A 24187-nucleotide genomic window follows, 5' to 3' on the forward strand; every position below is an offset into this window, starting at 1 on the left:
GAAGAAAAAATGAAAAGAGGACCTTTACTATGGCAATTATCCTTCCAGACCTTCCTTACGCTTACGATGCTTTGGAACCATACATTGATGCTGAAACAATGACTCTTCACCACGATAAACACCACGCAACTTATGTAGCAAATGCTAATGCTGCTCTTGAAAAACACCCAGAAATTGGTGAAGATCTCGAAGCACTTTTGGCTGACGTGGAACAAATTCCAGCAGATATTCGTCAAGCACTTATTAACAATGGTGGTGGACACCTTAACCACGCACTTTTCTGGGAACTCTTGTCTCCTGAAAAACAAGAACCAACTGCAGAAGTAGCAGCTGCTATTAACGAAGCTCTCGGCTCATTTGAAGCCTTCCAAGAAGCTTTCACAGCAGCAGCAACAACTCGTTTTGGTTCAGGTTGGGCATGGCTTGTTGTTAACGCTGAAGGTAAGCTTGAAGTCGTTTCAACAGCTAACCAAGACACCCCTATCTCAGATGGTAAGAAACCAATCTTGGCACTTGATGTTTGGGAACATGCATATTACCTAAACTACCGTAACGTACGTCCAAACTACATCAAAGCTTTCTTTGAAATCATCAACTGGAATAAAGTTGCTGAGCTTTATTCAGCAGCTAAATAAGTTTAAAATTATCCTCACTATTGGGGATAATTTTTTTGTAATATGATTGTAAAATCTCCTTGCTTTTTAGTGAATTATAGCTTAAACTATTATTGTTATGAAAAAAAAGAAAAAACATTCAAGCAAAAAGTATAGTGGAAGCCGCCGAAAAACTAAAGATAAAAAGAAAGATTCGGTAAAACAAGACCTTCAAAAAGACGTCCAAAAAGACACTAAAGATACTAAAAAAGATGTCAAAAAAGGCGCCAAGAAAGACAAGAAAAAATCATCGAAAAAAGATGCTAAAAAGACTTCTAAAAAATCAGTAGAGAAGAAATCTGCTGAGGAATCAGTAGTACCAGTTGAGCACAAGGAAAATGAAGCAAAAACTGAAACCTTGGCACTTAGAAGTAAGCGCTCTAAGAAATCTAAAGCTAAATCAAAATCATCTCGTGATGATAAGAAAGCTTATATTATCTTAGCTTTCCTAGGTGTTTTGGTAATTCTTTTGTTTGTTGCCATGCTTGCTTTAGCAGGACGTGGTAAACAAGTTGGTCACACTGGTGGCCTTGGAAATATCTTCGGATCTAGTTCTAAAGTCACTAAAAAAGAAGACAAAGAAAAAGAGGAAAAGGTAACTCCAACAAATAAATCAGCCGAAGCTAAACAAGCAGTCATGGAAGCAGATGCAGATACTATGTATGGTAATGGCTTGTATTATGATTATGCTAACATGACATTGAACCAAGTAGTTGAAGCATTTATGGCTGACCAAGGTATTGAGTCAAGCCAAATTGCCTTTTCATATAAAAATACCAAGACAAATGAGCAATTCTCTATGAATGATACTCAGCCAATGACTGCAGGATCAACTTATAAATTGCCACTAAACATGCTCGTCATGGATGAGGTTAACAAGGGTAAACTTTCTTTAACTGAACGTTTTGATATTACTAATACTGAGTATGAATATCAGGCTGAGCACGATAGTTATGTTGCTGCTTTCGGTGGTTCGATGACTATTCCAGAGATGCAAGAGTATTCTCTTGTTTACTCTGAGAACACTCCTGCCTATGCTTTGGCGGAACGCCTTGGTGGTATGGAAAAATTCTATGGCATGCTCGATAAATACGGTAAATCAAAAGGTGAAGTGAAGACTATCCAAATGCATGGTAATAAGACGACAACGGATTATTATATCCAAGTTTTGGATTATCTTTGGAAACACCAAGAGGATTATAAAGACATTCTCAAATATTTAGGAGAGTCTTTCCCAGAATATTATTATAAAACATATAATCAAGGATTGACTATTTATCAGAAACCAGGTTATGTTCGTGAAGCACTTAACGTTGATGCTATTGTAATGGAAGATACACCGTATCTTATTGCAATTTATACACGTTACCTAGGAGGTTCTAACGAAGAAACTTCAGAGGTTAATAATGTGGGATTACAACAATTAGAGATGCTCTCTTATGTCATTAATGAGTGGCACCGTGTCAATATGAACTAACAAAGAAAAGCCGAGTTTATCGGCTTTTTTTCTATACAATTGAACAAAAAGTAAGAAGTACTATTCCTAGAAAAAGAAATGGGACAAATGCGATGCATTCTTTAAGATTTCTTCGTAGAAGGAAGTAAGCTAGTCCTAATAGGCAGGCAATTTCGATAATTAGTAGTATTTTTGAAAATGGGAAAATAAGTGAGGCACTTGCTAAGTAGAGAAAATCTCCTTCCCCAATATTTAGATGTTTCATATAAGAAAGGATAGCGAGGATTATACCTAAGGCAAATGTGATGTAGTAGTTGCCCATGAATAAGAGTGGGACTGTTCCAACTATCCAAATCAGAAGCGGATAGGATTTATGTTTCAAATCAAAAATCGACAGACAAAGGCTGAAGTAAAGAAAGTAGGTCACTTCAAGACTTAAAAAGTCATAGAAATATAGCAGGGATATTACTCCACAAAATAGTTCCATAAAGAGGTAACGAAAAGGGATAGGAGTCTGACATGAACGGCATCGAGATCTTAAGAAAAGTTGTGAGAGGATAGGGATCATCTCGAAAAAACGCAGCTGATGCTTGCAATGGCTACAGTGACTTCTAGGGAAAATAATCGACCTCTCAGGAAAACGATCACAAATTAGTCCGATGAATGAACCAAAAGAGGCTCCTAGAAAAAAATAAATAATACTTAACATACCTAATTATTCGAAAAAGAGTGAGAAAAAGCATTTTACTTGCATCTTATTTAGAAATATTCTAAAATAAAAGTATAAATAATAGTAATTCTAAATAAGGAGTATTAATATGGTAGATTCAATTAAAGAAACAATCAATGAAACAGTTAACCAACAAGCTGAAACACCTTCATATACAAAAACTAAAGCAGTTTTGAATCAAGCAGTCGCTGATTTGTCTGTAGCAGCTTCAATTGTTCACCAAGTTCATTGGTATATGCGTGGTCCTGGTTTCCTCTATCTTCATCCAAAAATGGATGAATTGATGGATAGTTTGAATGCTCACCTTGATGTTGTTAGTGAACGTTTGATTACTATTGGTGGGGAACCATACTCAACTTTGGTAGAATTTTCATCTAATTCAGGCTTGACTGAAACTACTGGTACATTTGATAAACCAATGTCTGATCAAATCCAATTATTGGTTGATACATACAAATATTTGTCAGTCTTGTTCCAAGTTGGTTTGGATATCACAGATGAAGAAGGAGATGCTCCTTCAAATGATATCTTCACTGCAGCTAAATCTGAAATTGATAAGACAATCTGGATGTTGACTGCAGAACTTGGACAAGCTCCAGGCTTGAGATAAGCATTTTTGAGTTAAGATGATTGTCAAGAGTTCCTCTAAAAGTGTATAATAGACATAAAATACTTTTAGACGAAGGGAGGCGGCGATATGTCTGAGCATCGACGTAGTCTAGGCGTTTATGAAGATGTCCTGAATCAGTTAAAAGCTAAAGGAATTCGGTTGACGGAATCTCGTAAAGCTGTTATTCGCTATTTGATGATGTCTGATCAACACCCTAGTGCAGATGTGATATATTATGACCTACTCCCTGACAATCCTGGGATGAGTTTGGCGACGGTCTATAACAACCTGAAGGTGTTGGTTGAAGAAGGGATTGTCTCTGAAATCAAGGTTAATAATGATAATACAACCTATTATGATTTTATGGGACATGACCACTTAAACATTGTTTGTGAAAAATGTGGTCACATTACTGACTTAGACTTACCGATTCCGTCTTTCAAGGAAGAGGTAGAATCACAAACTGGATTTCGCATTACTCGTGAACAGATGATTTTACATGGGATTTGCCCGAATTGTCAATAACCTGAGTCTAAATGACTTAGGTCTTTTTTGAAGTATACAATAATCTGTAAAGGTTTTCAAAACTATCTTGTCATGGCAGAAGCTTTTTGCTAAAATATTGCTATGAAAACTTTATATGACGTTCAACAGTTGTTGAAACAGTTTGGCATAGTGGTTTACCTAGGGAAAAGGCTCTATGATATCGAAATGATGAAGATTGAATTAGAAGCCCTCTACCAGAATGGTTTAGTGGACAAGGACAACTATCTTACTGCTGAAATGATTTTACGACGTGAACATCGCATTGAAATGGAGAAAGAAAATGGCAAAAAAACTCTTAGGAATTGACCTTGGTGGAACAACTGTTAAGTTTGGTATTTTGACTTCGGAAGGTGAAGTGCAAGAAAAATGGGCTATTGAGACAAATACGCTTGAAAATGGTCGCCACATCGTTCCTAACATTGTAGAATCTTTGAAACACCGTTTGGAAATGTATGGACTTACTGCTGAAGACTTCATTGGAATTGGTATGGGATCTCCAGGTGCAGTTGACCGTGAAAATAAAACAGTAACGGGTGCTTTTAACTTGAACTGGGCAGAAACTCAAGAAGTTGGCTCTGTCATTGAAAAAGAACTTGGTATTCCATTCGCTATTGATAATGATGCTAATGTGGCTGCACTGGGGGAACGTTGGGTTGGTGCTGGTGCTAACAATCCAGATGTTGTCTTTGTAACATTGGGTACAGGTGTTGGTGGCGGTGTTATCGCTGATGGTAATTTAATTCATGGTGTTGCCGGTGCTGGTGGTGAAATTGGTCACATTATTGTTGAACCTGAAACAGGATTTGAATGTACATGCGGAAACAAGGGGTGTTTGGAAACTGTAGCTTCAGCAACAGGTGTTGTACGTTTAGCACGTCATTTGGCAGAAGGATACGAAGGGAACTCTTCTATTAAAGCTGCTGTAGATAATGGTGAGCAAGTGACAAGTAAAGATATCTTCGTAGCTGCTGCTGAAGGTGATAAGTTTGCTAATAGCATTGTTGATAAAGTCTCTCAATACCTCGGACTTGCAACAGCAAACATTTCAAACATTCTTAACCCAGATTCAGTTGTAATCGGTGGTGGTGTTTCGGCAGCTGGTGAATTCTTGCGTAGCCGTGTTGAAGGATACTTTACACGTTATGCATTCCCACAAGTTCGCCGTACAACAAAAGTGAAATTAGCAGAGCTTGGAAATGATGCTGGTATTATTGGAGCTGCTAGTCTTGCACTTACAATTGATAACTAATGACAGAAGGTGTGTCTGACCAATTATAGGTGGACAGCACCTTTTTCTTGTTGAAAAACGTTTACAATCAGCTGAGCTCTGCCATTTTGTTGAAAATGTGGTATACTTTAAAAGTTGAAATAAAAATTAAAGAGGAAAAAATGACTAAACTTAGAGAAGATATCCGTAACGTAGCCATCATTGCCCACGTTGACCACGGTAAAACAACACTTGTTGATGAATTGTTGAAACAATCACACACTCTTGATGAGCGTAAAGAGCTTGATGAGCGTGCAATGGACTCAAACGATCTTGAAAAAGAACGTGGAATTACAATTCTTGCCAAAAATACAGCCGTTGCTTATAACGGTACACGTATCAACATCATGGATACACCAGGTCACGCGGACTTTGGTGGAGAAGTTGAACGTATCATGAAAATGGTTGATGGGGTTGTCCTTGTTGTCGATGCCTACGAAGGTACAATGCCTCAAACACGTTTTGTGCTGAAAAAAGCGCTTGAGCAAAACTTGACACCTATCGTTGTTGTTAACAAGATTGATAAACCATCAGCACGTCCTGAAGAAGTTGTTGATGAGGTTCTTGAACTCTTCATCGAGCTTGGTGCCGATGATGATCAGTTGGAATTCCCAGTTGTGTATGCGTCAGCGATTAACGGTACATCATCATTGTCAGATAACCCTGCTGATCAAGAGCACACTATGGCTCCAATCTTTGACACTATTATTGATCACATCCCAGCTCCTGTAGATAACTCAGATGAGCCTCTTCAATTCCAAGTGTCGCTTCTTGACTACAATGATTTCGTTGGTCGTATCGGTATTGGACGTATCTTCCGTGGAACTGTAAAAGTTGGTGACCAAGTTACCCTTTCAAAACTTGACGGAACAACAAAGAACTTCCGTGTTACTAAACTTTTCGGTTTCTTTGGTTTGGAACGTCGTGAAATTGAAGAAGCAAAAGCTGGTGATTTGATTGCCATCTCAGGTATGGAAGACATCTTCGTTGGTGAAACAATTACACCAACTGATGCTGTTGAACCATTGCCAGTTCTTCGTATTGACGAACCAACACTTCAAATGACTTTCTTGGCGAATAACTCACCATTTGCCGGCCGTGAAGGTAAACACGTGACATCACGTAAGGTTGAAGAGCGTCTTTTGGCAGAGTTGCAAACAGACGTTTCTCTTCGTGTTGATCCAACTGATTCTCCAGATAAATGGACTGTATCAGGTCGTGGTGAATTGCACTTGTCTATCCTTATTGAAACAATGCGTCGTGAAGGATACGAACTTCAAGTGTCTCGTCCAGAAGTTATCATCAAAGAAATTGATGGCGTGAAATGTGAGCCATTTGAACGTGTTCAAATTGATACTCCAGAAGAGTACCAAGGTTCTATCATCCAAGCCCTTTCAGAACGTAAAGGTGACATGCTTGATATGCAAATGGTTGGTAACGGTCAAACTCGCCTTATCTTCCTTGTACCAGCTCGTGGACTTATCGGATTCTCTACGGAATTCTTGTCTATGACACGTGGTTACGGTATCATGAACCATACCTTCGACCAATACTTGCCAGTTGTTGCTGGTGAAATTGGTGGACGTCACCGTGGTGCCCTCGTTTCTATCGATACAGGTAAAGCGACAACTTACTCAATTATGCGTATTGAAGAACGTGGTACAATCTTTGTTAACCCAGGTACTGAAGTTTATGAAGGTATGATTGTTGGTGAAAATGCTCGTGAAAATGACCTTGGTGTCAATATCACTACAGCAAAACAAATGACAAACGTGCGTTCAGCAACTAAGGATCAAACAGCTGTTATCAAGACTCCACGTATCTTGACTCTTGAAGAATCACTTGAATTCTTGGATGATGATGAATACATGGAAGTAACGCCTGAATCTATCCGCTTGCGTAAACAAATTTTGAATAAAGCAGAGCGTGATAAAGCCAATAAACGTAAGAAAAAAGCAGCAGAAGCTGAATAATATATAGAGAGGAGAAGAGATGTTTTATCTGATTGTTGCTGTATTGATTGCATCATTCTATTTCTTTATTGCACCAAAGTCGGTAAAAAACACCATGAATCTTCTCTTTGTCATGGCTACCTTAGCATTGCTCCTACTTTTAGCAGTGCTATCAATCATTAAATTCTTCAGCCTACCTGGTGAGTTCTTTGTTACAGTTGGAATGCTTGTATTGAGCTACTTCACCTTGAAAGATTTTTTCGCCATGTCGGAGCTTAATCATGAAAAAGCTGAGCATGAAGATAAATAAGTAGCATGAGATTAAAAGTCAGTCTGATAGATTGGCTTTTTCTTTTACCAAGAAGAGGTAACTCCTTGAAATAGCTTGGGATAAAGGGTAAAATGATTATGATACAATTTGAGAGAATGGACGAATTATGAAATCAGTAACACAATTTGAGAATAAAAAAGTTTTGGTCCTTGGCTTGGCTAAATCTGGTGAAGCAGCTGCCCGCCTATTGGCTAAGTTGGGTGCTATTGTCACAGTAAATGATGGTAAACCATTTGAGGAAAATCCATCGGCTCAAGCCCTTCTTGAAGAAGGCATTAAGGTTGTTTGCGGCGGACATCCTCTTGAACTTTTGGATGAAAATTTTGAATTAATGGTGAAAAATCCTGGAATTCGTTATGACAATCCAATGGTAGCTCGTGCTCTAGAAAAAGGTATTCCTGTTTGGACTGAAGTGGAATTGGCCTATCTAGTATCTGAAGCACCTATTATCGGTATTACAGGGTCAAATGGTAAGACAACAACGACAACTATGATTGCTGATGTCCTAAATCACGGTGGTAAATCAGGTGTCTTGTCTGGGAATATTGGTTTCCCTGCGTCAGAAGTTGCACAGTCAGTAACTAATCAAGATACCTTAGTTATGGAATTGTCTTCTTTCCAATTGATGGGGATTGACAGCTTCCATCCACATATTGCTGTGATTACTAACTTGATGCCGACACATATTGACTATCATGGTAGTTTTGAAGCATATGTGGCTGCCAAGTGGAATATTCAAAATCAAATGACTGTGGATGATTTTGTTATTTTGAACTTCAATCAAGATTTAGCTAAGGAATTAGCTACACAAACTAAGGCACGAGTAGTTCCATTCTCAACAGTGGAAAAAGTAGATGGTGCCTATCTTGAAAATGGTGGTCTCTACTTCAAAGGTGAATTAGTGATGCAAGCTGATGAAATTGGCGTTCCTGGTAGTCACAATGTTGAAAATGCCTTGGCAACTATAGCTGTAGCAAAATTGTCAGGTATTTCAAACCAAGCTATAAAGGAAACCCTCGCAAGTTTTGGTGGTGTTAAGCACCGTCTCCAATTCGTTGATACTATCGATGAAGTGAAATTCTATAATGATAGTAAGTCAACTAATATTTTAGCGACACAAAAAGCACTTTCTGGTTTTGATAATAGTAAAGTCATTTTGATTGCTGGTGGTTTGGACCGTGGTAATGAATTTGATGAACTCATTCCTGACATTACCGGTCTTAAGAAAATGGTGATTTTAGGGGGATCAGCTCCTCGTGTCAAGCGTGCTGCTGATAAAGCAGGAGTAACTTATCTTGATGCCAAAGATGTGGTAGATGCGACACGTATTGCTTTTGATCAAGCCAGTGCAGGAGATGTTGTCTTGTTGAGCCCTGCAAATGCAAGCTGGGATATGTACAAGAATTTCGAAGTGCGTGGTGACGAATTTATCACAACTGTTGAACAATTGAAGGGATAGGCTATGGCAAAAGCGAAAAAAATTGTTTTTACCGGTGGTGGAACTGTTGGACATGTGACTTTAAATCTTATCTTAATTCCAAAATTTCTAAAAGATGGATGGGAAGTGCACTATATTGGTGATAAGCACGGAATTGAACACGAGCAAATTGATAAATCTGGCTTGGATGTGACATTCCATAGTATTGCTACAGGTAAACTACGTCGTTATTTCTCATGGCAAAATATGTTGGATGTCTTTAAAGTTGGTTGGGGGATTCTACAGTCAATTGCAATTATTGCCAAGATTCGTCCTCAAGCACTCTTTTCAAAAGGTGGGTTTGTCTCAGTGCCACCGGTAATTGCTTCTAAGTTATTAGGCGTTCCTGTATATGTGCATGAGTCTGATCTTTCTATGGGCTTGGCCAATAAGATTGCCTATAAATTTGCGACTACTATGTTTACGACTTTTGAACAATCTAAAGGATTGGCGAAGACAAAACATATAGGTGCCATTACAAAGGTAGGGATGGCAACGTCCAATCAGTCTGATGCTCTGGATAAGATTAAAGTACAGTTTGATGACAAGTTAAAAACTGTCCTTTTCATAGGTGGATCAGCTGGTGCAAAGGTATTTAATGATTTTATTAGTAATACTCCACAACTGACTGAAAAATATAATGTCATTAATATTTCTGGGGACTCTTCATTGAATACCTTAGAACGTCATCTTTATAGAGTTGATTATGTGACAGATTTGTATCAACCTCTTATGGATACGGCAGATTTAGTTGTCACTCGTGGTGGTTCAAATACGATTTTTGAATTGTTAGCTATGAAAAAACTTCATTTAATTATTCCTTTAGGGAAAGAAGCTAGCCGAGGAGACCAACTTGAAAATGCTGCCTATTTTGAACGAAAAGGGTACGCACGTCAATTGCAGGAAGCAGAGTTAAGTTGGGAAACCTTAAATCATGAGCTTGAACAACTTGTTGAACATGCAGAGACTTACAAAGAAGCTATGGTTAAATCTGAGGAAATTACTTCTCCTGATGATTTTTATAACCTATTAGTGACTAGTATTTCAAAAAAATAAAGGAATTTCATGGCAAAAAAGGATCAAGAATCACAAGAAAAACAAGTTCTCACAGAGTGGCAGAAGAGAAACCTCGAATTTTTGAGAAAAAAAGAAACCGAAGGTTCTGAAGAATTTGCGAATGGAAAGGTCGTTCATTCAGAAGGAGCGACTTCAAATGAGAATCAACTACCAGTGAAAAAGAAGGTTAGAAAGAAAAAAAAGACCAAAAAGAAGAAACGAAAAAAAGGGAATACGAGCAGTAATATTCCAATTGCACAACAAAATCTTGCGGGATTAGTTATTTTTATCGCTGCACTCCTAATCGTATTTTCACTTTTCTTTATTTCACCTTGGTCAAAACAAAAGGTTCTCACTGTATCAGGAACAAAAAATGCTCTACCAGAAGATGTGAAAGTTGCAAGTGGAATTCTTGATACAGACTATATCACTCATGTCTTTTTCAACCAAGGAAAGGTTGCATCAACTGTTGAAAAAACCAATGTTTGGGTTAAAAAGGCTACAGTAACTTATAGTTTTCCAAATCAATTTAATATTGCAGTAAAAGAATACCCAATTGTTGCTTATCGTCAAACTACAAATGGTTATGTTTCTATTCTTGAAAGTGGTAAGACAGGAGGAACGGTTTCAACTAGCAATCTACCTGATAAATTCATCACTTTAAAGATGGATGACGAGAAGAAAATCGAAGATTTAGTAAAAGAATTAAATAAACTTGATTTAAAAATCAAGAATAATATTCAAATTATTAATCTTACGCCAACTAAAGCAACTTCAGATTTACTAACGATTGAGCTGTATGATGGCAATTCCATTCGTGTTCCTCTTTCTCAATTAACGGTTAAGCTCCCTTACTACGAGAAAATTAAGAGCCAACTTTCAGATGGAAGTATTGTTGATATGGAAGTTGGACTTTATACAACGACTCCTGAGGTTGAATCATCAAAAACTGATGGGGATAAAAAGAAAGACAAAGATAAGACTGATAAAAAGGAAGAAAATAAAACTTCTGAAGAAGATCAAGATACTACAACATCAACTGAACAGCATTCTGAGGAAGAGTCTAATTCTGAAAATCCGGGTATTCAAGGACAAGAAAATCCAACTGTTGGTCAAGAAACAACTCTTCGTCCTTCCCCTGCTCAAGGCTAATATTGAATAATAAAAAACGTAAAATGCTGACATTTTACGTTTTTTTATGGTACAATAGTATCCGAATAATTCTGTTTTTATACAGTTTACAAAGATATTGAATGGAAAGATTGAGAGGTCGAGTGAATGGCTAGAGATGGCTTTTTTACAGGATTAGATATAGGAACTAGCTCGATTAAGGTTCTTGTTGCTGAGTTTATTGATGGATCAATGAATGTCATCGGGGTAAGTAATGTTAAGAGTTCTGGTGTGAAAGATGGCATCATTGTTGACATTGACGCTGCAGCGAAAACAATCAAAACAGCTATTGAACAAGCAGAGGAAAAAGCTGGGATTGTTATTGAGCAAGTGAACGTTGGGCTTCCAGCTAATCTTCTTCAAATTGAGCCTACACAAGGTATGATTCCTGTAACAAGTGAATCAAAAGAAATCAAAGATGAAGATGTTGAAAGTGTTGTTCGCTCAGCCTTGACAAAGAGCATTACACCTGAGCGTGAGGTTATCTCACTAGTTCCTGAAGAGTTTATTGTTGATGGCTTCCAAGGAATTCGTGATCCTCGTGGAATGATGGGGATTCGTCTTGAAATGAGAGGTCTTATTTATACAGGACCAACGACAATTCTTCACAACCTTCGTAAGACAGTTGAACGTGCTGGTATTCAAGTAGAGAATATTATCATCTCTCCTCTTGCAATGACACGTGCTGTTCTGAATGAAGGTGAACGTGAGTTTGGTGCTACTGTTATTGATATGGGTGGCGGTCAAACAACTGTTGCAAGCATGCGTGCTCAAGAACTTCAATTTACCAATATTTATTCTGAAGGTGGCGAGTACATCACTAAGGATATTTCAAAAGTTTTGAAGACTTCAATGCAGATTGCTGAAGCGCTTAAATTCAATTTTGGTAATGCAGATATTGAAGAAGCAAGCGAAACAGAAACTGTCCAAGTAGAGGTTGTAGGTGAGAATTCACCTGTTGAAATTACAGAAAAATACCTTGCTGAGATTATCTCAGCTCGTGTGAAGCATATCCTTGATAGAGTTAAACAAGACTTGACTCGAGGACGTCTACTTGATTTGCCTGGTGGCATTGTCCTTGTAGGTGGAACAGCTATCATGCCAGGTGTGGTTGAAGTTGCTCAAGAGATTTTTGAAACAAATGTTAAACTTTACGTGCCAAACCAAGTTGGTATCCGTAATCCAATGTTTGCAAATGTGATTAGTCTTGTTGAGTATGTTGGTCTTCTTACAGAAGTTGATATCATCGCGCAACAAGCTGTGTCTGGTGAAGAGTATCTTCGTCGTAAACCAATCGACAATGAGGCTCCTGCCTTGAGTTTTGATAGAACTCCAGCTCCAGCACCTCGAGTGGCTCCTCAACCAAATCCTATTCCAGTTGAGAATACCATTGAGGTACCTCTGCCAGTTGAAGAAGAAAATCATGAACAAAAACAAAAACTTGGTGATCGTGTTCGTGGTATTTTCGGCAGTATGTTTGATTAATTGAATCTAGTAAAAGCGAGGAAATAAAATGAGTTTTTCATTTGATAGCGCATCAGTTCAAGGTGCGGTAATTAAAGTTATCGGTGTCGGTGGAGGTGGCGGAAACGCCATCAACCGAATGATTGAAGAAGGTCTTGCTGGTGTTGAATTTATTGCAGCTAATACTGATATTCAAGCACTCAGCTCTTCTAAAGCAGAAACAGTAATCCAATTGGGTCCTAAATTGACTCGTGGCCTTGGTGCCGGAGGTCAACCTGAAGTTGGTCGTAAGGCAGCTGAAGAAAGTGAAGAAACACTTACAGAAGCACTTACAGGAGCTGATATGGTCTTTATCACTGCTGGTATGGGTGGTGGCTCTGGTACAGGGGCAGCACCAGTTATTGCACGTATTGCGAAAAGCTTGGGTGCATTGACAGTTGCAGTTGTGACACGTCCATTTGGATTCGAAGGTAACAAACGTGGTGCCTTCGCTGTCGAAGGTATTCAAGAGTTGCGTGAGCAAGTTGATACCCTTCTTATTATCTCTAACAATAACCTTCTTGAAATCGTTGATAAGAAAACACCACTTCTTGAAGCTCTTAGTGAAGCAGATAATGTTCTTCGTCAAGGGGTCCAAGGTATTACGGACCTTATCACTAACCCAGGTTTGATCAACCTCGACTTTGCCGATGTGAAAACAGTTATGGCAAATAAAGGTAATGCACTTATGGGTATTGGTATTGGTTCAGGTGAAGAACGTATTGTTGAAGCTGCGCGCAAAGCAATCTATTCACCACTTCTTGAAACTACTATTGATGGTGCAGAAGATGTTATCGTTAACGTAACTGGTGGTCTTGATATGACGCTTACAGAAGCAGAAGAAGCATCTGAAATTGTTGGTCAAGCAGCTGGTAGCGGTGTTAACATTTGGCTTGGTACATCAATCGATGATACATTGAAAGATGAAATCCGTGTAACTGTTGTTGCAACTGGAGTTCGTCAAGATCGTGCTGAAAAAGTATCTGGTATGAAAGCTCAGCCACGTAAAGTGACTACAGCTCCTTCACAACCATCAGCTCCTGCTCAACAAGTTGTTCAAGAAGAGCAACGTCCAGTTTCTCAACCTTCATTTGAACGTCAACCAAATTTTGACTATAATGAAACACCTTCAATGCCTCAAGCAGGAGTTCGTCCTGCAGCGGCAGCTCCTCAACAAGAGCAGTCAGCTTTTGGTAATTGGGATTTGAGACGTGATAATATTTCTCGTCCTGAAACTGGTCAACTAGATAGTCAATTGACTATGTCTACATTCTCAAGTGATGTTGAAGATGATGATGAATTGGAGACACCACCATTCTTTAAAAATCGTTAATAATGACTATAGAAGAGAATAAAAATAATGTTTATCAAGCGGTAAAAAAAGCTTGTGATAAGGCTAATCGCTCTAGTGATGATGTCAATATTATTGCTGTAACCAAATATGTTTCAAGTGATGTCGCTGAAGAATTAGTTAAAACGGGAATCAAGCACATTGCTGAAAATCGCGTTGATAAATTCTTAGATAAGTATCAAGCTTTAAAAAATTATGATTTGACTTGGCACCTTATTGGTACCCTGCAACGTCGTAAAGTAAAGGATGTTATTAATTTAGTTGATTATTTTCATGCTTTGGATTCTGTTAAATTGGCAGAGGAAATTCAAAAGCGTGCCGACCACACCATTAATTGCTTCCTACAAGTTAACGTTTCAGGTGAAGAGTCAAAACATGGTTTTTCACCTGAAGAACTTGATACTGTTCTAAAACAAATTGAAAATCTTGATAAGATTTGTATAGTTGGACTCATGACTATGGCTCCAATTGATGCAGATGCTCAAGAACTTGATAAGATTTTTGCTGAGACAAATGAACTTAGACAATCAATTCAAGAGAAAAAACTAAAGAATGTTCCTTGTGATCAGTTAAGCATGGGGATGAGTCGAGACTATGACATGGCTATTCAGAATGGATCAACCTTTGTCAGAATAGGCAGTGCATTCTTTAAAGAGAACGGAGAATAACCTTATGGCATTAAAAGACGCAATTGATAAAATTGTTTCATATTTTGATACCGACGAAGTAACAGATTATGAAGATGCTGCTAAAGAAGAGGCTAAAGAACGTCCAGTGAAAGCACAGAAACCTGTGCAGACACCACCTCCTCGTCAGCAACGTCAACCTGAGCGTTCTCAGGCAACAGTCCCTCCTCGTCGCCAACATGTTCATTCAGACTTACAGGAAACTCAAGTCCTTCGTAGTTTACCTCTGAGTCGTTCACAAGCAAACCAGGGACCACAACAAATGAATACAACTAAAACAACAATTGCAATTAAATATCCTAAAAAGTATGAAGATGCTCAGGAAATTGTAGAACTATTGATTGAAAACGAATGTGTTTTAATCGATTTTCAATATATGTTGGAAGCGCAAGCTCGTCGTTGTCTTGACTTTATTGATGGTGCTAGCAAGGTACTTACAGGCAACTTGCAAAAAGTTGGCTCTTCAATGTATTTGCTTACGCCAATTAATGTCGTTGTTGACATCGAAGAGATTGGGTTGGCACATGGCAATCAAGAAGCTAATTTTGACTTCGACATGAAGAGACGTTAAGCGATGTCTGTATTACTTTATGTTATTTGGGCACGTGTTGTTAACGTGATAGAGATTCTTCTTGTAGTCTATGCGTTCTTATCCTGGTTTCCAGGAGCTTATGACACTAGCCTTGGAAGAATCATTAGACAAATTGTTCAACCGATTCTCGCACCATTTCGTCGCTTGAATTTAGCTTTTGCTGGTATTGATTTTTCAATATTGGTAATTGTACTTCTACTAAACTTTTCACTTAGAATTCTTAGATTTATTCTACTCTGATGTCAGATATTAAAAATATTGAACAGCATTACTCGTTAGATGAACGGCCTTTTCTAGAGAAGGTTAGGGGATTTTGTCAATTAGTTGATGATAGGTACAGTCCTTACTTAACTGATTTCTTGAATCCTCGTGAAATTCAGATTGTTGAAGAGTTAGCTCATTACTACAATTTAAAATTTTTTGTGAGTTCTACTCCTGAATCTGAAGAATATGGAAGAGTTATTCTTGCTCCCGAATATTACGAGCTTGATGACGAAGACTTTGAAATTAAACGCCTAGAAATCTCTTATGCGAGACAGTTCAATAAATTGACACACCCAAAAGTTTTGGGAGCACTGATTAATCAACTTGGTCTTGACCGTCAAGTATTTGGAGATATTATTCTTGATGAAGAAGGACGCGTTCAATTTTCCATTGCTTCTCATTTAGCAAGTTATGCGATAATGACTATTACTAAGATTGGTAATGTTTCGGTTACTCTAAAAGAAGTAAGTAAAGACGATTGGATTTCAAATCAAGAAAATTATTCACAATCTTTTGTTTTACTTTCCAGTATGCGTCTTGATAATGTGTTGGCGACGGTACTAAACCTATCCCGTTCTAACGCCTTAAAACTTATTGCTTCTGGAAAAGTTAAATTAAATTATAGACAAATTGAGAAGGCTAATCAGACGGTTATGATTGGTGATATGATTTCGGTTAGAGGTTATGGTCGATTTCGACTAGCTCAACGAGACGGATTTTCAAAGTCCGGGAAAGCTAAAATCGTTATTGAAAGTCTGTTAAGACGGAGAAAAAAGTAGTTATTTAATTTAAACCATCAGATATGGTAATGAAAAATAAAGGAGGCCTGTAATGGCTATTACAGCACTTGATATTAAAGATAAACAGTTTACAACTAAATTTCGTGGATATAATGAGCAAGAAGTTGATGAATTTCTTGATATTATTGTAGATGATTATGAAGATTTGGTTCGTGATAATCGTGAACTTGCTGCTCGTGTAAAAGAGCTTGAAGAAAAATTGGCTTATTTTGATGAAATGAAAGAATCATTGAGTCAATCAGTTATTTTGGCTCAAGAAACAGCTGAAAAAGTTAAAGCTTCAGCGGCTGATGAATCAGCTAACTTGATTAATAAGGCTAACTTCAATGCTACTCATTTGGTTGAAGAAGCTAAATCTAAGGCATCTGAAATTCTTCGTGATGCAACAGATGAAGCCAAACGAGTTGCCATCGAAACAGAAGAACTTAAGCGTCAAAGTCGTGTCTTCCACCAACGCCTATTGGCTGCAGTTGAAGGTCAACTTAGCTTAGCAAGTGCTCCAGAATGGGGTGAATTGTTGCAACCAACAGCTATTTATCTTCAAAATTCAGATGCTGCCTTTAAAGAAGTTGTTGAAAAAGTTTTGGATGAGCATGTACCTGATTCAAATGACGCAGCTTCATTTGATGCAACTCGTCAATTCACTCCTGATGAAATGGCTGAACTTCAACGTCGCGTTGCTGAAAGTAATAAGCAAGTTGAAGATTTCTCTAGTCCAGAAGTTGATGAAACAAACGAAGTTGTCTCAACTCCAGTTGATTTTGGTATTCCAGATACTTTCGAGAGTGAAGTGGCAGATTTCCCAACTTCAGCACCAGTAGATGAAGATTTTGATTTGCAACCTGAGTCAACAGGTGAAATTAATCTTAACGAAACACAAACGTTTAAATTGAATATTAGCGAATAAGAAAAATACAACTTACCAAGTATATTAACAGCGAGTGGGAGATGGTGTGAGTCCCACATTCCCTATTTGGATAGTTATCATTTTCAAGCATTCTAACTGAACTAAGTAAGTTAGAAGGATGGTCCTCCTTACGGACATATGAGGGAGCAAATGTTTTTTGCTCTGAATTAAGGTGGTACCACGAGCTTTCGTCCTTTTTGATGAAGGCTCTTTTTATTTAGTAAATTAATTTAAAGAGGAGATATAATGAAACTCAAAGAAACCTTAAATCTAGGTAAGACAGCTTTTCCAATGCGAGCTGGACTTCCTAACAAAGAACCAATCTGGCAAAAAGAGTGGGAAGATGCTAAGATGTATCAACGTCGTCAAGAGTTGAACCAAGGTAAACCTCACTTCACTCTTCATGATGGTCCTCCGTATGCCAATGGTAATATTCACGTTGGACATGCGATGAATAAAATTTCTAAGGATATCATTGTTCGTTCAAAATCAATGTCTGGTTTCTATGCTCCTTACGTTCCTGGTTGGGATACGCATGGTCTTCCAATTGAGCAAGTGTTGGCAAAACAAGGTGTGAAACGTAAAGAACTTGATCGTGCTGAATATCTTAAGATGTGTCGTGATTATGCACTTTCACAAGTTGACAAACAACGTGAAGATTTCAAACGTCTTGGTGTTTCGGCTGATTGGGATAATCCATATGTTACTTTGACACCAGACTATGAAGCTGCACAAATCCGTGTCTTTGGTGAGATGGCTAAAAAAGGTTACATCTATCAAGGTGCAAAACCAGTTTATTGGTCATGGTCATCAGAGTCAGCACTTGCTGAAGCAGAAATCGAGTACCATGATTTAGTTTCAACCTCACTTTACTATGCCAATAAGGTTAAGGATGGTAGAGGAGTACTAGACACAGATACATATATCGTAGTTTGGACAACAACACCATTTACAGTAACAGCTTCACGTGGTTTGACTGTTGGTGCTGATATTGAATACGTTCTCGTAAAACCTGCCGGAGAAAACCGAAAATTTGTCGTTGCTTCTGAATTACTTAATAGCCTTTCTGAGAAATTTGGTTGGACTGATGTGGAAGTACTTCAGTCATGCCGTGGTGAAGAATTGAATCAAATCGTCACTGAACACCCATGGGATACAGAAGTTGATGAGCTTGTTATCCTTGGTGATCACGTTACTACTGATTCAGGTACAGGTATCGTCCATACGGCTCCTGGTTTTGGTGAGGATGACTATAACGTAGGTATCGCTAATGGCCTTGAAGTTGCCGTAACCGTTAATGAGCGTGGTATCATGATGGAAAATGCTGGTCCTGATTTTGAAGGTCAGTTCTACGATAAAGTGGCGCCAATCGTTATGGAAAAACTCGGTGATTTGCTCCTTGCTAAAGAAGAAATCTCACACTCATACCCATTTGACTGGCGTACGAAGAAACCAATCATCTGGCGTGCTGTGCCACAATGGTTTGCCTCTGTTTCTAAATTCCGTCAAGAGATTTTGGATGAGATTGAAAAAGTTAAATTCCATTCTGAGTGGGGGAAAGTTCGTCTCTACAACATGATTCGTGACCGTGGTGACTGGGTAATCTCTCGTCAGCGTGCTTGGGGTGTGCCTCTCCCAATCTTCTATGCTGAAGATAAAACACCAATCATGACTGAAGAAACAATCGAACATGTGGCTAAACTTTTCGAAGAGCACGGTTCAGTTATCTGGTGGGAACGTGATGCCAAAGATCTTCTTCCAGAAGGCTTTACACATCCGGGTTCACCAAATGGTGAGTTTACTAAAGAAACTGACATTATGGACGTATGGTTTGACTCAGGTTCATCATGGAATGGTGTCGTTGTTAACCGTCCTGAGTTGACTTATCCAGCTGACCTTTATCTTGAAGGTTCAGACCAATATCGTGGATGGTTTAACTCATCACTTATCACATCTGTTGCTAATAATGGTGTTGCACCATACAAACAACTCTTGTCTCAAGGTTTTGCGCTTGATGGTAAGGGTGAAAAGATGTCTAAATCCCTCGGTAATACTATTGCTCCTAGTGATGTTGAGAAACAATTTGGTGCTGAAATTCTGCGTCTTTGGGTAACAAGTGTTGATACAACTAATGACGTTCGTATCTCAATGGATATCCTTAGCCAAGTATCAGAATCTTATCGTAAGATTCGTAACACACTTCGTTTCTTGATTGCTAATACATCTGACTTCAATCCAACAACTGATGCAGTAGCCTTTGAAGACTTGCGTTCTGTAGATCAGTACATGACTATTCGATTTAACCAATTAGTTAAGACTATTCGTGATGCCTATGCAAACTTTGAATTCTTAACTATCTACAAAGCCTTGGTTAACTTTATTAACGTTGAGTTGTCTGCTTTCTATCTTGATTTTGCCAAAGATGTGGTTTATATTGAGAGTGCAGAATCACTTGAACGTCGTCAAATGCAAACAGTCTTCTACGATGTTCTTGTTAAGATTACAAAACTATTGACTCCAATTCTTCCTCACACTGCAGAAGAAATTTGGTCATATCTTGAATTTGAAACAGAAGACTATGTTCAATTGTCAGAGTTGCCAGAAGCAGAAGATTTCGCTGGTCAAGATGCACTTCTTGAAAAATGGAATGCCTTCATGGATTTCCGTGGCCAAGCTCAAAAAGCTTTGGAAGAAGCGCGTAACGAAAAAGTTATCGGTAAATCACTTGAAGCTCATTTGACAATCTATCCTAATGCTGAAGTCAAAGAACTTCTTGAAGGTTTGAACACTAACCTTGCTCAACTTTTGATTGTTTCAGCATTGACTATTGCTGAAGGAGATGCTCCTGAATCTGCTGTAAGCTTTGAAGGTGTAGCATTCACAGTAGAACGTGCTGAAGGTGATGTCTGTGATCGTTGCCGTCGTATCGATCCAAGTACCAAAGAACGTAGCTACAATGCGACTATCTGTGATCACTGTGCTAGCATTGTTGAAGAAAACTTTGCTGAAGGTGTAGCAGAAGGTTTTGAAGTAAAAGCAAAATAAAATAAAAAGAGTTCAATTTGAACTCTTTTTCTATTTGTTTTTCGAATATAGTATTGAACACAATAAAAAAAAACTAGCTCAGCTAGTTTTTTCTTATAGTCCGTAGTTATAATCATCATCTTGCATGGCTTCAACAGTACCTAGAAGGTAACCATTACCAACTTGAGAGAAGAAGTCGTGGTTAGATGTTCCTGTAGAAATACCATTCATAACGATTGGGTTAACATCGTTCGCACTATCTGGGAAGAGTGGATCTTGTCCTAGGTTCATGAGAGCCTTGTTGGCGTTATAACGTAGGAAAGTCATGACTTCCTCAGTCCATCCAACACCATCATAAAGAGATTCAGTGTAGAGCTCTTCATTTTCATACAATTGGTAGAGAAGATCATACATCCATTCACGGAAACTTTCTTGCTCTTCTTCAGGTAATTCGTTGAACCCTAGTTGGAATTTATAGCCAATATAGGTTCCGTGAACAGATTCGTCACGGATAATGAGCTTGATGATTTCAGCGACGTTAGCCAGCTTGTTATTACCAAGATAATAGAGTGGAGTAAAGAACCCTGAATAGAAAAGGAATGTTTCAAGATATGTTGAAGCAACCTTTTTCTGAAGAGGTGTTCCATTTTCATAGATATCGTTAATGATTTTCGCCTTGGTTTGTAGGTATTCGTTACTGTTAGTCCACTCGAAAATTTCTTCAATTTCAGATTTAGTATTCAAAGTTGAGAAGATTGAAGAGTAAGATTTCGCGTGAACAGATTCCATGAACTGAATGTTGTTCAATACAGCTTCTTCATGAGGTGTACGGACGTCTGCACGAATGGCTTCAACACCAGTTTGAGATTGCATGGTATCTAGCAAGGTTAAACCACCGAAAACTTTTCCAACCAAATCCTTTTCTTCAGCTGAAAGTTTACGCCAGTCATCAAGGTCATTTGAAAGTGGGATACGTGTATCTAGCCAAAATTGTTCGGTCAATTTTTCCCAAGTAGATTTATCAATCGCATCTTCGATTTCATTCCAGTTAATGGCTTTGTAGTAAGTTTCCATTAGAAACCTCTTTCTTTATTGATATCGTTACTATTTTATCATAATTCAAAATCATGATATAGTTTTTTGAGTTGATCTATTAAAAAAGTCGGCGAACCGACCTTTTAATGCATTTTGTAAATAAGACTAGTGAAGGTGTTACCGTTAAATCACTATCTTAGATGACACAGCTTTCACATTGGTTAGAACCAACCTCTTCACCGTCATCTGTATAAGTACGGATGTAGTAGATTGATTTAATTCCCTTGTTAAAGGCGTAGTTACGAAGGATAGAAAGGTCACGAGTCGTTTGTTTATTTTCTGTTTTCCATTCGTAAATTTCTTTTGGTAACTCACTACGCAAGAACAGGGTTAATGACAAACCTTGATCAACGTGTTCAGTCGCAGCGGCATAAACGTCGATAACTTTACGCATGTCCATGTCGTAGGCTGAAGTGTAGAAAGGAATTGTGTCTGTTGAAAGACCGTTGGCTGGATAATAGATTTTTCCGATTTTCTTTTCTTGACGTTCTTCAATACGTTGTGTGATTGGATGGATAGAAGCCGAACAGTCGTTAATGTAAGAGATTGATCCATTTGGCGCAACAGCCAAACGGTTTTGATGGTAGAGTCCATCTTTCTTAACGAGTTCACGGAGTTCTTCCCAATCTTTGGCTTGTGGGATGAAGTGGCCATCGAAAAGTTCTTTTATACGATCAGATTTAGGAACGTATTGGCCTGTAACGTATTTGTCAAAGTAAGAACCATCAGCATATTTTGATTTTTCAAAACCGACAAAGGTTTCTTGACGTTCACGGGCAATGTTGTTAGATTCAACTAAAGTCCAGTAGTTCATAAGCATGAAGTAGATATTAGTGAATTCAACAGATTCAGGGCTACCATACTCGATATGGTGTTTAGCGAGGTAAGAGTGAAGCCCCATAGCTCCCAAACCAAAGGTATGAGCTTGTTGGTTACCATTTTTGATAGATGGTACAGCGTCAATACTTGAGCTATCTGTAACAAAGGTAAGCGCACGTGTCATTGCTCTAATCGAACGACCAAAGTCAGGTGAAGTCATCATGTTAAGGATATTAGTTGATCCAAGGTTACATGAAATGTCTGTACCGAGTTTAACAAACTCTTGTGCATCGTTAAGTTCACTTGGTGTTTGAACTTGAAGAATTTCAGAACAGAGGTTGGACATGATAATCTTACCATCGATTGGATTGTGTCGATTGGCTGTATCAACATTGACGATATATGGATAACCTGATTCTTGTTGGAGTTTAGAAATTTCAGTTTCTAGCTCACGGGCATTAATCTTGGTTTTTGTGATATTTGGATTGGCAACCAACTCATCGTACATAGCTGTAATATCAATGTAGTTATATGGTTTACCGTACTCTTTTTCGACTGAGTAAGGACTGAAGAGGTACATATCTTCATTATTACGTGCCAACTCGTAGAATTTATCTGGAACTGTAACACCAAGTGACAGTGTCTTAACACGCACCTTCTCATCAGCATTCTCTTTCTTAGTAGAAAGGAAGGCAAGGATGTCTGGGTGGAAAACATCCAAATAAACAACACCAGCACCTTGACGTTGGCCAAGTTGGTTTGAGTAAGAGAAGCTATCTTCGAAAAGCTTCATAACAGGCACGACACCAGAGGCTGCCCCAGCATATCCTTTGATAGGAGCACCAGCTTCACGAAGGTTAGACAAGCTAATACCTACCCCACCACCAATACGTGATAACTGGAGGGCAGAGTTGATAGAACGTCCGATAGAATTCATGTCATCCGTTACTTGAATAAGGAAACATGACACGAGCTCACCACGACGGCTACGTCCAGCATTTAGAAATGAAGGAGTAGCAGGTTGGTAACGTTGGTGAATCATTTCGTTGGCAAGGTCACTAGCTAGGTTTTCATCACCATCAGCAAAGTAAAGGGCGTTGAATAGAACACGATCTTCAATACTTTCGAGGTAAGACTCGCCATCGTTTGTTTTGAGGGCATATTGTTGGTAGAACTTGTAGGCTGCCATGAAAGATTGGAAGCGGAATTTTTGAGAATGAATTTCTGCAGACAATTTTTCGATGAAAGCAGGTTCGTATTTACCGATGAATTCAGACTCAATATAATCGTTCTCAATCAAATAATTAATTTTATCTGTGATGCTGTTGAATGCCATTGAATTTGGCTTAACGTTTTCAAGGAAGAAGGCACGAAGTGCTTCTTTGTCCTTATGCAAAGGAATTTGACCGTTAACAGGACGGTTAATTTCGTTGTTGAGGCGGAAGTATGAGACATCGCCAAGATTTTTTAAAGACATAATACAGATACCAGGCTCAGTTTAATAGTATATTAAGGTTAAAATATTAAACTAAGCAAACAAGTTCCTTTCTATTTAAAAACTTGATAATTAAAGGATTTCTTTAAGTTTAGTCGGTTGAAAACCTGAAAAGACGATATCGCCTGCTTCAATAACTGGAGCAGCAGTGAAACCAAGACTTTTTACGTAATCGATTTTTTCTGGTTGTTCATCAATGTTGATTTCTTCGAAATCAGCACCTTCCTTTTCCAAGAATTTTTTAGTCATTTTACACTGCATGCAGTTGTTTTTAGAAAATAATGTAATCTTTGCCATTGCAAATACTCCTTTATAAAAAGATTTTAAGTGGCCAAGAGAGCCACTTTTTAACTTTAATAGAATACCCAAAATATTGGGAAAAATCAAGAGGTTGAACCGACAA

General features: G+C 38.3%; 23 protein-coding genes. 19 read left to right on the forward strand and 4 right to left on the reverse strand.

What is annotated here, in order from left to right; translation table 11 throughout:
* The first annotated feature begins 29 nt into the window (after positions 1-29).
* Together sodA and HMPREF3112_RS07110 are read left to right on the forward strand one after the other, a co-directional pair.
* Complete coding sequence (gene sodA / locus HMPREF3112_RS07105) at positions 30-635, forward strand: superoxide dismutase SodA (RefSeq protein ID WP_070438919.1); 606 nt, start codon at positions 30-32, stop codon at positions 633-635.
* Between the two features lie 97 nt (positions 636-732).
* Positions 733-2130, forward strand: a complete 1398-nt coding sequence (locus HMPREF3112_RS07110; protein ID WP_080702553.1) for a serine hydrolase — start codon at positions 733-735, stop codon at positions 2128-2130.
* A gap of 31 nt (positions 2131-2161) precedes the next feature.
* Here the strand turns inward: HMPREF3112_RS07110 and HMPREF3112_RS11065 are convergent, their stop codons facing one another.
* Complete coding sequence (locus tag HMPREF3112_RS11065) at positions 2162-2818, reverse strand: prepilin peptidase (protein WP_080702554.1); 657 nt, start codon at positions 2816-2818, stop codon at positions 2162-2164.
* A gap of 109 nt (positions 2819-2927) precedes the next feature.
* Here HMPREF3112_RS11065 and HMPREF3112_RS07115 point away from each other — a divergent pair, with 109 nt between their 5' ends.
* From HMPREF3112_RS07115 to ileS, 17 genes are all read left to right on the forward strand, one after another.
* Positions 2928-3449, forward strand: coding sequence for a Dps family protein (locus HMPREF3112_RS07115; RefSeq protein WP_014634248.1), 522 nt, complete (start codon positions 2928-2930; stop codon positions 3447-3449).
* Between the two features lie 87 nt (positions 3450-3536).
* Positions 3537-3974 (forward strand): Fur family transcriptional regulator, encoded by a 438-nt coding sequence (locus HMPREF3112_RS07120; RefSeq protein ID WP_002884117.1) that lies wholly within the window; start codon positions 3537-3539, stop codon positions 3972-3974.
* Positions 3975-4076: 102 nt separating this feature from the next.
* Positions 4077-4301, forward strand: a complete 225-nt coding sequence (locus HMPREF3112_RS07125; RefSeq protein ID WP_037600461.1) for a YqgQ family protein — start codon at positions 4077-4079, stop codon at positions 4299-4301.
* A complete protein-coding gene (locus HMPREF3112_RS07130) occupies positions 4276-5244 on the forward strand; it encodes an ROK family glucokinase (protein ID WP_037600464.1) in 969 nt (322 codons plus the stop codon). Before HMPREF3112_RS07125 ends, HMPREF3112_RS07130 begins: the two co-directional genes overlap by 26 nt.
* Before the next feature lie 140 nt (positions 5245-5384).
* On the forward strand, positions 5385-7235 hold the full coding sequence (typA, locus tag HMPREF3112_RS07135) for a translational GTPase TypA (protein WP_002884130.1): 1851 nt from the start codon (positions 5385-5387) through the stop codon (positions 7233-7235).
* A 19-nt stretch (positions 7236-7254) separates the two neighbouring features.
* Entirely contained in the window at positions 7255-7524 is a 270-nt protein-coding gene (locus tag HMPREF3112_RS07140) for a DUF3165 family protein (protein ID WP_002890660.1), read from the forward strand.
* 127 nt (positions 7525-7651) lie between these two features.
* Positions 7652-9004, forward strand: a complete 1353-nt coding sequence (gene murD, locus HMPREF3112_RS07145) for a UDP-N-acetylmuramoyl-L-alanine--D-glutamate ligase (protein ID WP_070438922.1) — start codon at positions 7652-7654, stop codon at positions 9002-9004.
* Between the two features lie 3 nt (positions 9005-9007).
* Positions 9008-10078, forward strand: a complete 1071-nt coding sequence (locus HMPREF3112_RS07150; protein ID WP_070438925.1) for a UDP-N-acetylglucosamine--N-acetylmuramyl-(pentapeptide) pyrophosphoryl-undecaprenol N-acetylglucosamine transferase — start codon at positions 9008-9010, stop codon at positions 10076-10078.
* A gap of 9 nt (positions 10079-10087) precedes the next feature.
* The gene (locus tag HMPREF3112_RS07155) at positions 10088-11230 is read left to right on the forward strand and encodes a cell division protein FtsQ/DivIB (protein WP_070438928.1); all 1143 of its coding nucleotides are present in this window, start codon (positions 10088-10090) and stop codon (positions 11228-11230) included.
* Positions 11231-11356: 126 nt separating this feature from the next.
* Positions 11357-12733, forward strand: coding sequence for a cell division protein FtsA (gene ftsA, locus HMPREF3112_RS07160; protein WP_070438931.1), 1377 nt, complete (start codon positions 11357-11359; stop codon positions 12731-12733).
* A gap of 28 nt (positions 12734-12761) precedes the next feature.
* Positions 12762-14084 (forward strand): cell division protein FtsZ, encoded by a 1323-nt coding sequence (ftsZ, locus tag HMPREF3112_RS07165; RefSeq protein ID WP_002884133.1) that lies wholly within the window; start codon positions 12762-12764, stop codon positions 14082-14084.
* A 2-nt stretch (positions 14085-14086) separates the two neighbouring features.
* Positions 14087-14770 carry a YggS family pyridoxal phosphate-dependent enzyme gene (locus tag HMPREF3112_RS07170; protein WP_048674456.1) on the forward strand — a complete coding sequence of 228 codons (684 nt, stop codon included), beginning with the start codon at positions 14087-14089 and terminating at the stop codon, positions 14768-14770.
* A 4-nt stretch (positions 14771-14774) separates the two neighbouring features.
* Complete coding sequence (locus tag HMPREF3112_RS07175) at positions 14775-15359, forward strand: cell division protein SepF (protein WP_038675734.1); 585 nt, start codon at positions 14775-14777, stop codon at positions 15357-15359.
* Positions 15360-15362: 3 nt separating this feature from the next.
* A complete protein-coding gene (locus HMPREF3112_RS07180) occupies positions 15363-15620 on the forward strand; it encodes a YggT family protein (RefSeq protein ID WP_004182719.1) in 258 nt (85 codons plus the stop codon).
* The gene (locus tag HMPREF3112_RS07185) at positions 15620-16423 is read left to right on the forward strand and encodes a YlmH family RNA-binding protein (RefSeq protein WP_002883997.1); all 804 of its coding nucleotides are present in this window, start codon (positions 15620-15622) and stop codon (positions 16421-16423) included. Before HMPREF3112_RS07180 ends, HMPREF3112_RS07185 begins: the two co-directional genes overlap by 1 nt.
* Before the next feature lie 52 nt (positions 16424-16475).
* Positions 16476-17351 (forward strand): DivIVA domain-containing protein, encoded by an 876-nt coding sequence (locus HMPREF3112_RS07190; RefSeq protein WP_002884119.1) that lies wholly within the window; start codon positions 16476-16478, stop codon positions 17349-17351.
* Between the two features lie 246 nt (positions 17352-17597).
* Positions 17598-20396: an isoleucine--tRNA ligase gene (gene ileS, locus HMPREF3112_RS07195; RefSeq protein ID WP_070438934.1), complete on the forward strand. Its 2799-nt coding sequence runs from the start codon at positions 17598-17600 to the stop codon at positions 20394-20396.
* 93 nt (positions 20397-20489) lie between these two features.
* Here ileS and nrdF read toward each other — a convergent pair whose 3' ends face one another.
* The 3 genes from nrdF to nrdH form a co-directional block, all read right to left on the reverse strand.
* Entirely contained in the window at positions 20490-21449 is a 960-nt protein-coding gene (nrdF, locus tag HMPREF3112_RS07200) for a class 1b ribonucleoside-diphosphate reductase subunit beta (protein WP_070438937.1), read from the reverse strand.
* Positions 21450-21606: 157 nt separating this feature from the next.
* The gene (gene nrdE / locus HMPREF3112_RS07205) at positions 21607-23766 is read right to left on the reverse strand and encodes a class 1b ribonucleoside-diphosphate reductase subunit alpha (RefSeq protein ID WP_013990782.1); all 2160 of its coding nucleotides are present in this window, start codon (positions 23764-23766) and stop codon (positions 21607-21609) included.
* Between the two features lie 90 nt (positions 23767-23856).
* Entirely contained in the window at positions 23857-24081 is a 225-nt protein-coding gene (gene nrdH / locus HMPREF3112_RS07210; RefSeq protein ID WP_004182714.1) for a glutaredoxin-like protein NrdH, read from the reverse strand.
* Between the last annotated feature and the right edge of the window lie 106 nt (positions 24082-24187).

Source organism: Streptococcus sp. HMSC10E12 (assembly GCF_001807855.1).
Lineage (GTDB): Bacteria > Bacillota > Bacilli > Lactobacillales > Streptococcaceae > Streptococcus > Streptococcus salivarius.

Excerpts from the sequence above, each read along its gene's own strand:
- HMPREF3112_RS07185 (WP_002883997.1), top strand. The coding sequence starts at position 15,620 with ATGTCAGATATTAAAAATATTGAACAGCATTACTCGTTAGATGAACGG.
- HMPREF3112_RS07110 (WP_080702553.1), top strand. The coding sequence starts at position 733 with ATGAAAAAAAAGAAAAAACATTCAAGCAAAAAGTATAGTGGAAGCCGC.
- ileS (WP_070438934.1), top strand. The coding sequence starts at position 17,598 with ATGAAACTCAAAGAAACCTTAAATCTAGGTAAGACAGCTTTTCCAATG.
- nrdF (WP_070438937.1), bottom strand. The coding sequence starts at position 21,449 with ATGGAAACTTACTACAAAGCCATTAACTGGAATGAAATCGAAGATGCG.
- HMPREF3112_RS07115 (WP_014634248.1), top strand. The coding sequence starts at position 2,928 with ATGGTAGATTCAATTAAAGAAACAATCAATGAAACAGTTAACCAACAA.
- HMPREF3112_RS07170 (WP_048674456.1), top strand. The coding sequence starts at position 14,087 with ATGACTATAGAAGAGAATAAAAATAATGTTTATCAAGCGGTAAAAAAA.
- HMPREF3112_RS07180 (WP_004182719.1), top strand. The coding sequence starts at position 15,363 with ATGTCTGTATTACTTTATGTTATTTGGGCACGTGTTGTTAACGTGATA.
- ftsA (WP_070438931.1), top strand. The coding sequence starts at position 11,357 with ATGGCTAGAGATGGCTTTTTTACAGGATTAGATATAGGAACTAGCTCG.
- HMPREF3112_RS07175 (WP_038675734.1), top strand. The coding sequence starts at position 14,775 with ATGGCATTAAAAGACGCAATTGATAAAATTGTTTCATATTTTGATACC.
- sodA (WP_070438919.1), top strand. The coding sequence starts at position 30 with ATGGCAATTATCCTTCCAGACCTTCCTTACGCTTACGATGCTTTGGAA.
- HMPREF3112_RS07150 (WP_070438925.1), top strand. The coding sequence starts at position 9,008 with ATGGCAAAAGCGAAAAAAATTGTTTTTACCGGTGGTGGAACTGTTGGA.
- nrdH (WP_004182714.1), bottom strand. The coding sequence starts at position 24,081 with ATGGCAAAGATTACATTATTTTCTAAAAACAACTGCATGCAGTGTAAA.
- HMPREF3112_RS07125 (WP_037600461.1), top strand. The coding sequence starts at position 4,077 with ATGAAAACTTTATATGACGTTCAACAGTTGTTGAAACAGTTTGGCATA.
- HMPREF3112_RS07190 (WP_002884119.1), top strand. The coding sequence starts at position 16,476 with ATGGCTATTACAGCACTTGATATTAAAGATAAACAGTTTACAACTAAA.
- HMPREF3112_RS07130 (WP_037600464.1), top strand. The coding sequence starts at position 4,276 with ATGGCAAAAAAACTCTTAGGAATTGACCTTGGTGGAACAACTGTTAAG.
- nrdE (WP_013990782.1), bottom strand. The coding sequence starts at position 23,766 with ATGTCTTTAAAAAATCTTGGCGATGTCTCATACTTCCGCCTCAACAAC.
- typA (WP_002884130.1), top strand. The coding sequence starts at position 5,385 with ATGACTAAACTTAGAGAAGATATCCGTAACGTAGCCATCATTGCCCAC.
- ftsZ (WP_002884133.1), top strand. The coding sequence starts at position 12,762 with ATGAGTTTTTCATTTGATAGCGCATCAGTTCAAGGTGCGGTAATTAAA.
- HMPREF3112_RS11065 (WP_080702554.1), bottom strand. The coding sequence starts at position 2,818 with ATGTTAAGTATTATTTATTTTTTTCTAGGAGCCTCTTTTGGTTCATTC.
- HMPREF3112_RS07155 (WP_070438928.1), top strand. The coding sequence starts at position 10,088 with ATGGCAAAAAAGGATCAAGAATCACAAGAAAAACAAGTTCTCACAGAG.
- murD (WP_070438922.1), top strand. The coding sequence starts at position 7,652 with ATGAAATCAGTAACACAATTTGAGAATAAAAAAGTTTTGGTCCTTGGC.
- HMPREF3112_RS07120 (WP_002884117.1), top strand. The coding sequence starts at position 3,537 with ATGTCTGAGCATCGACGTAGTCTAGGCGTTTATGAAGATGTCCTGAAT.
- HMPREF3112_RS07140 (WP_002890660.1), top strand. The coding sequence starts at position 7,255 with ATGTTTTATCTGATTGTTGCTGTATTGATTGCATCATTCTATTTCTTT.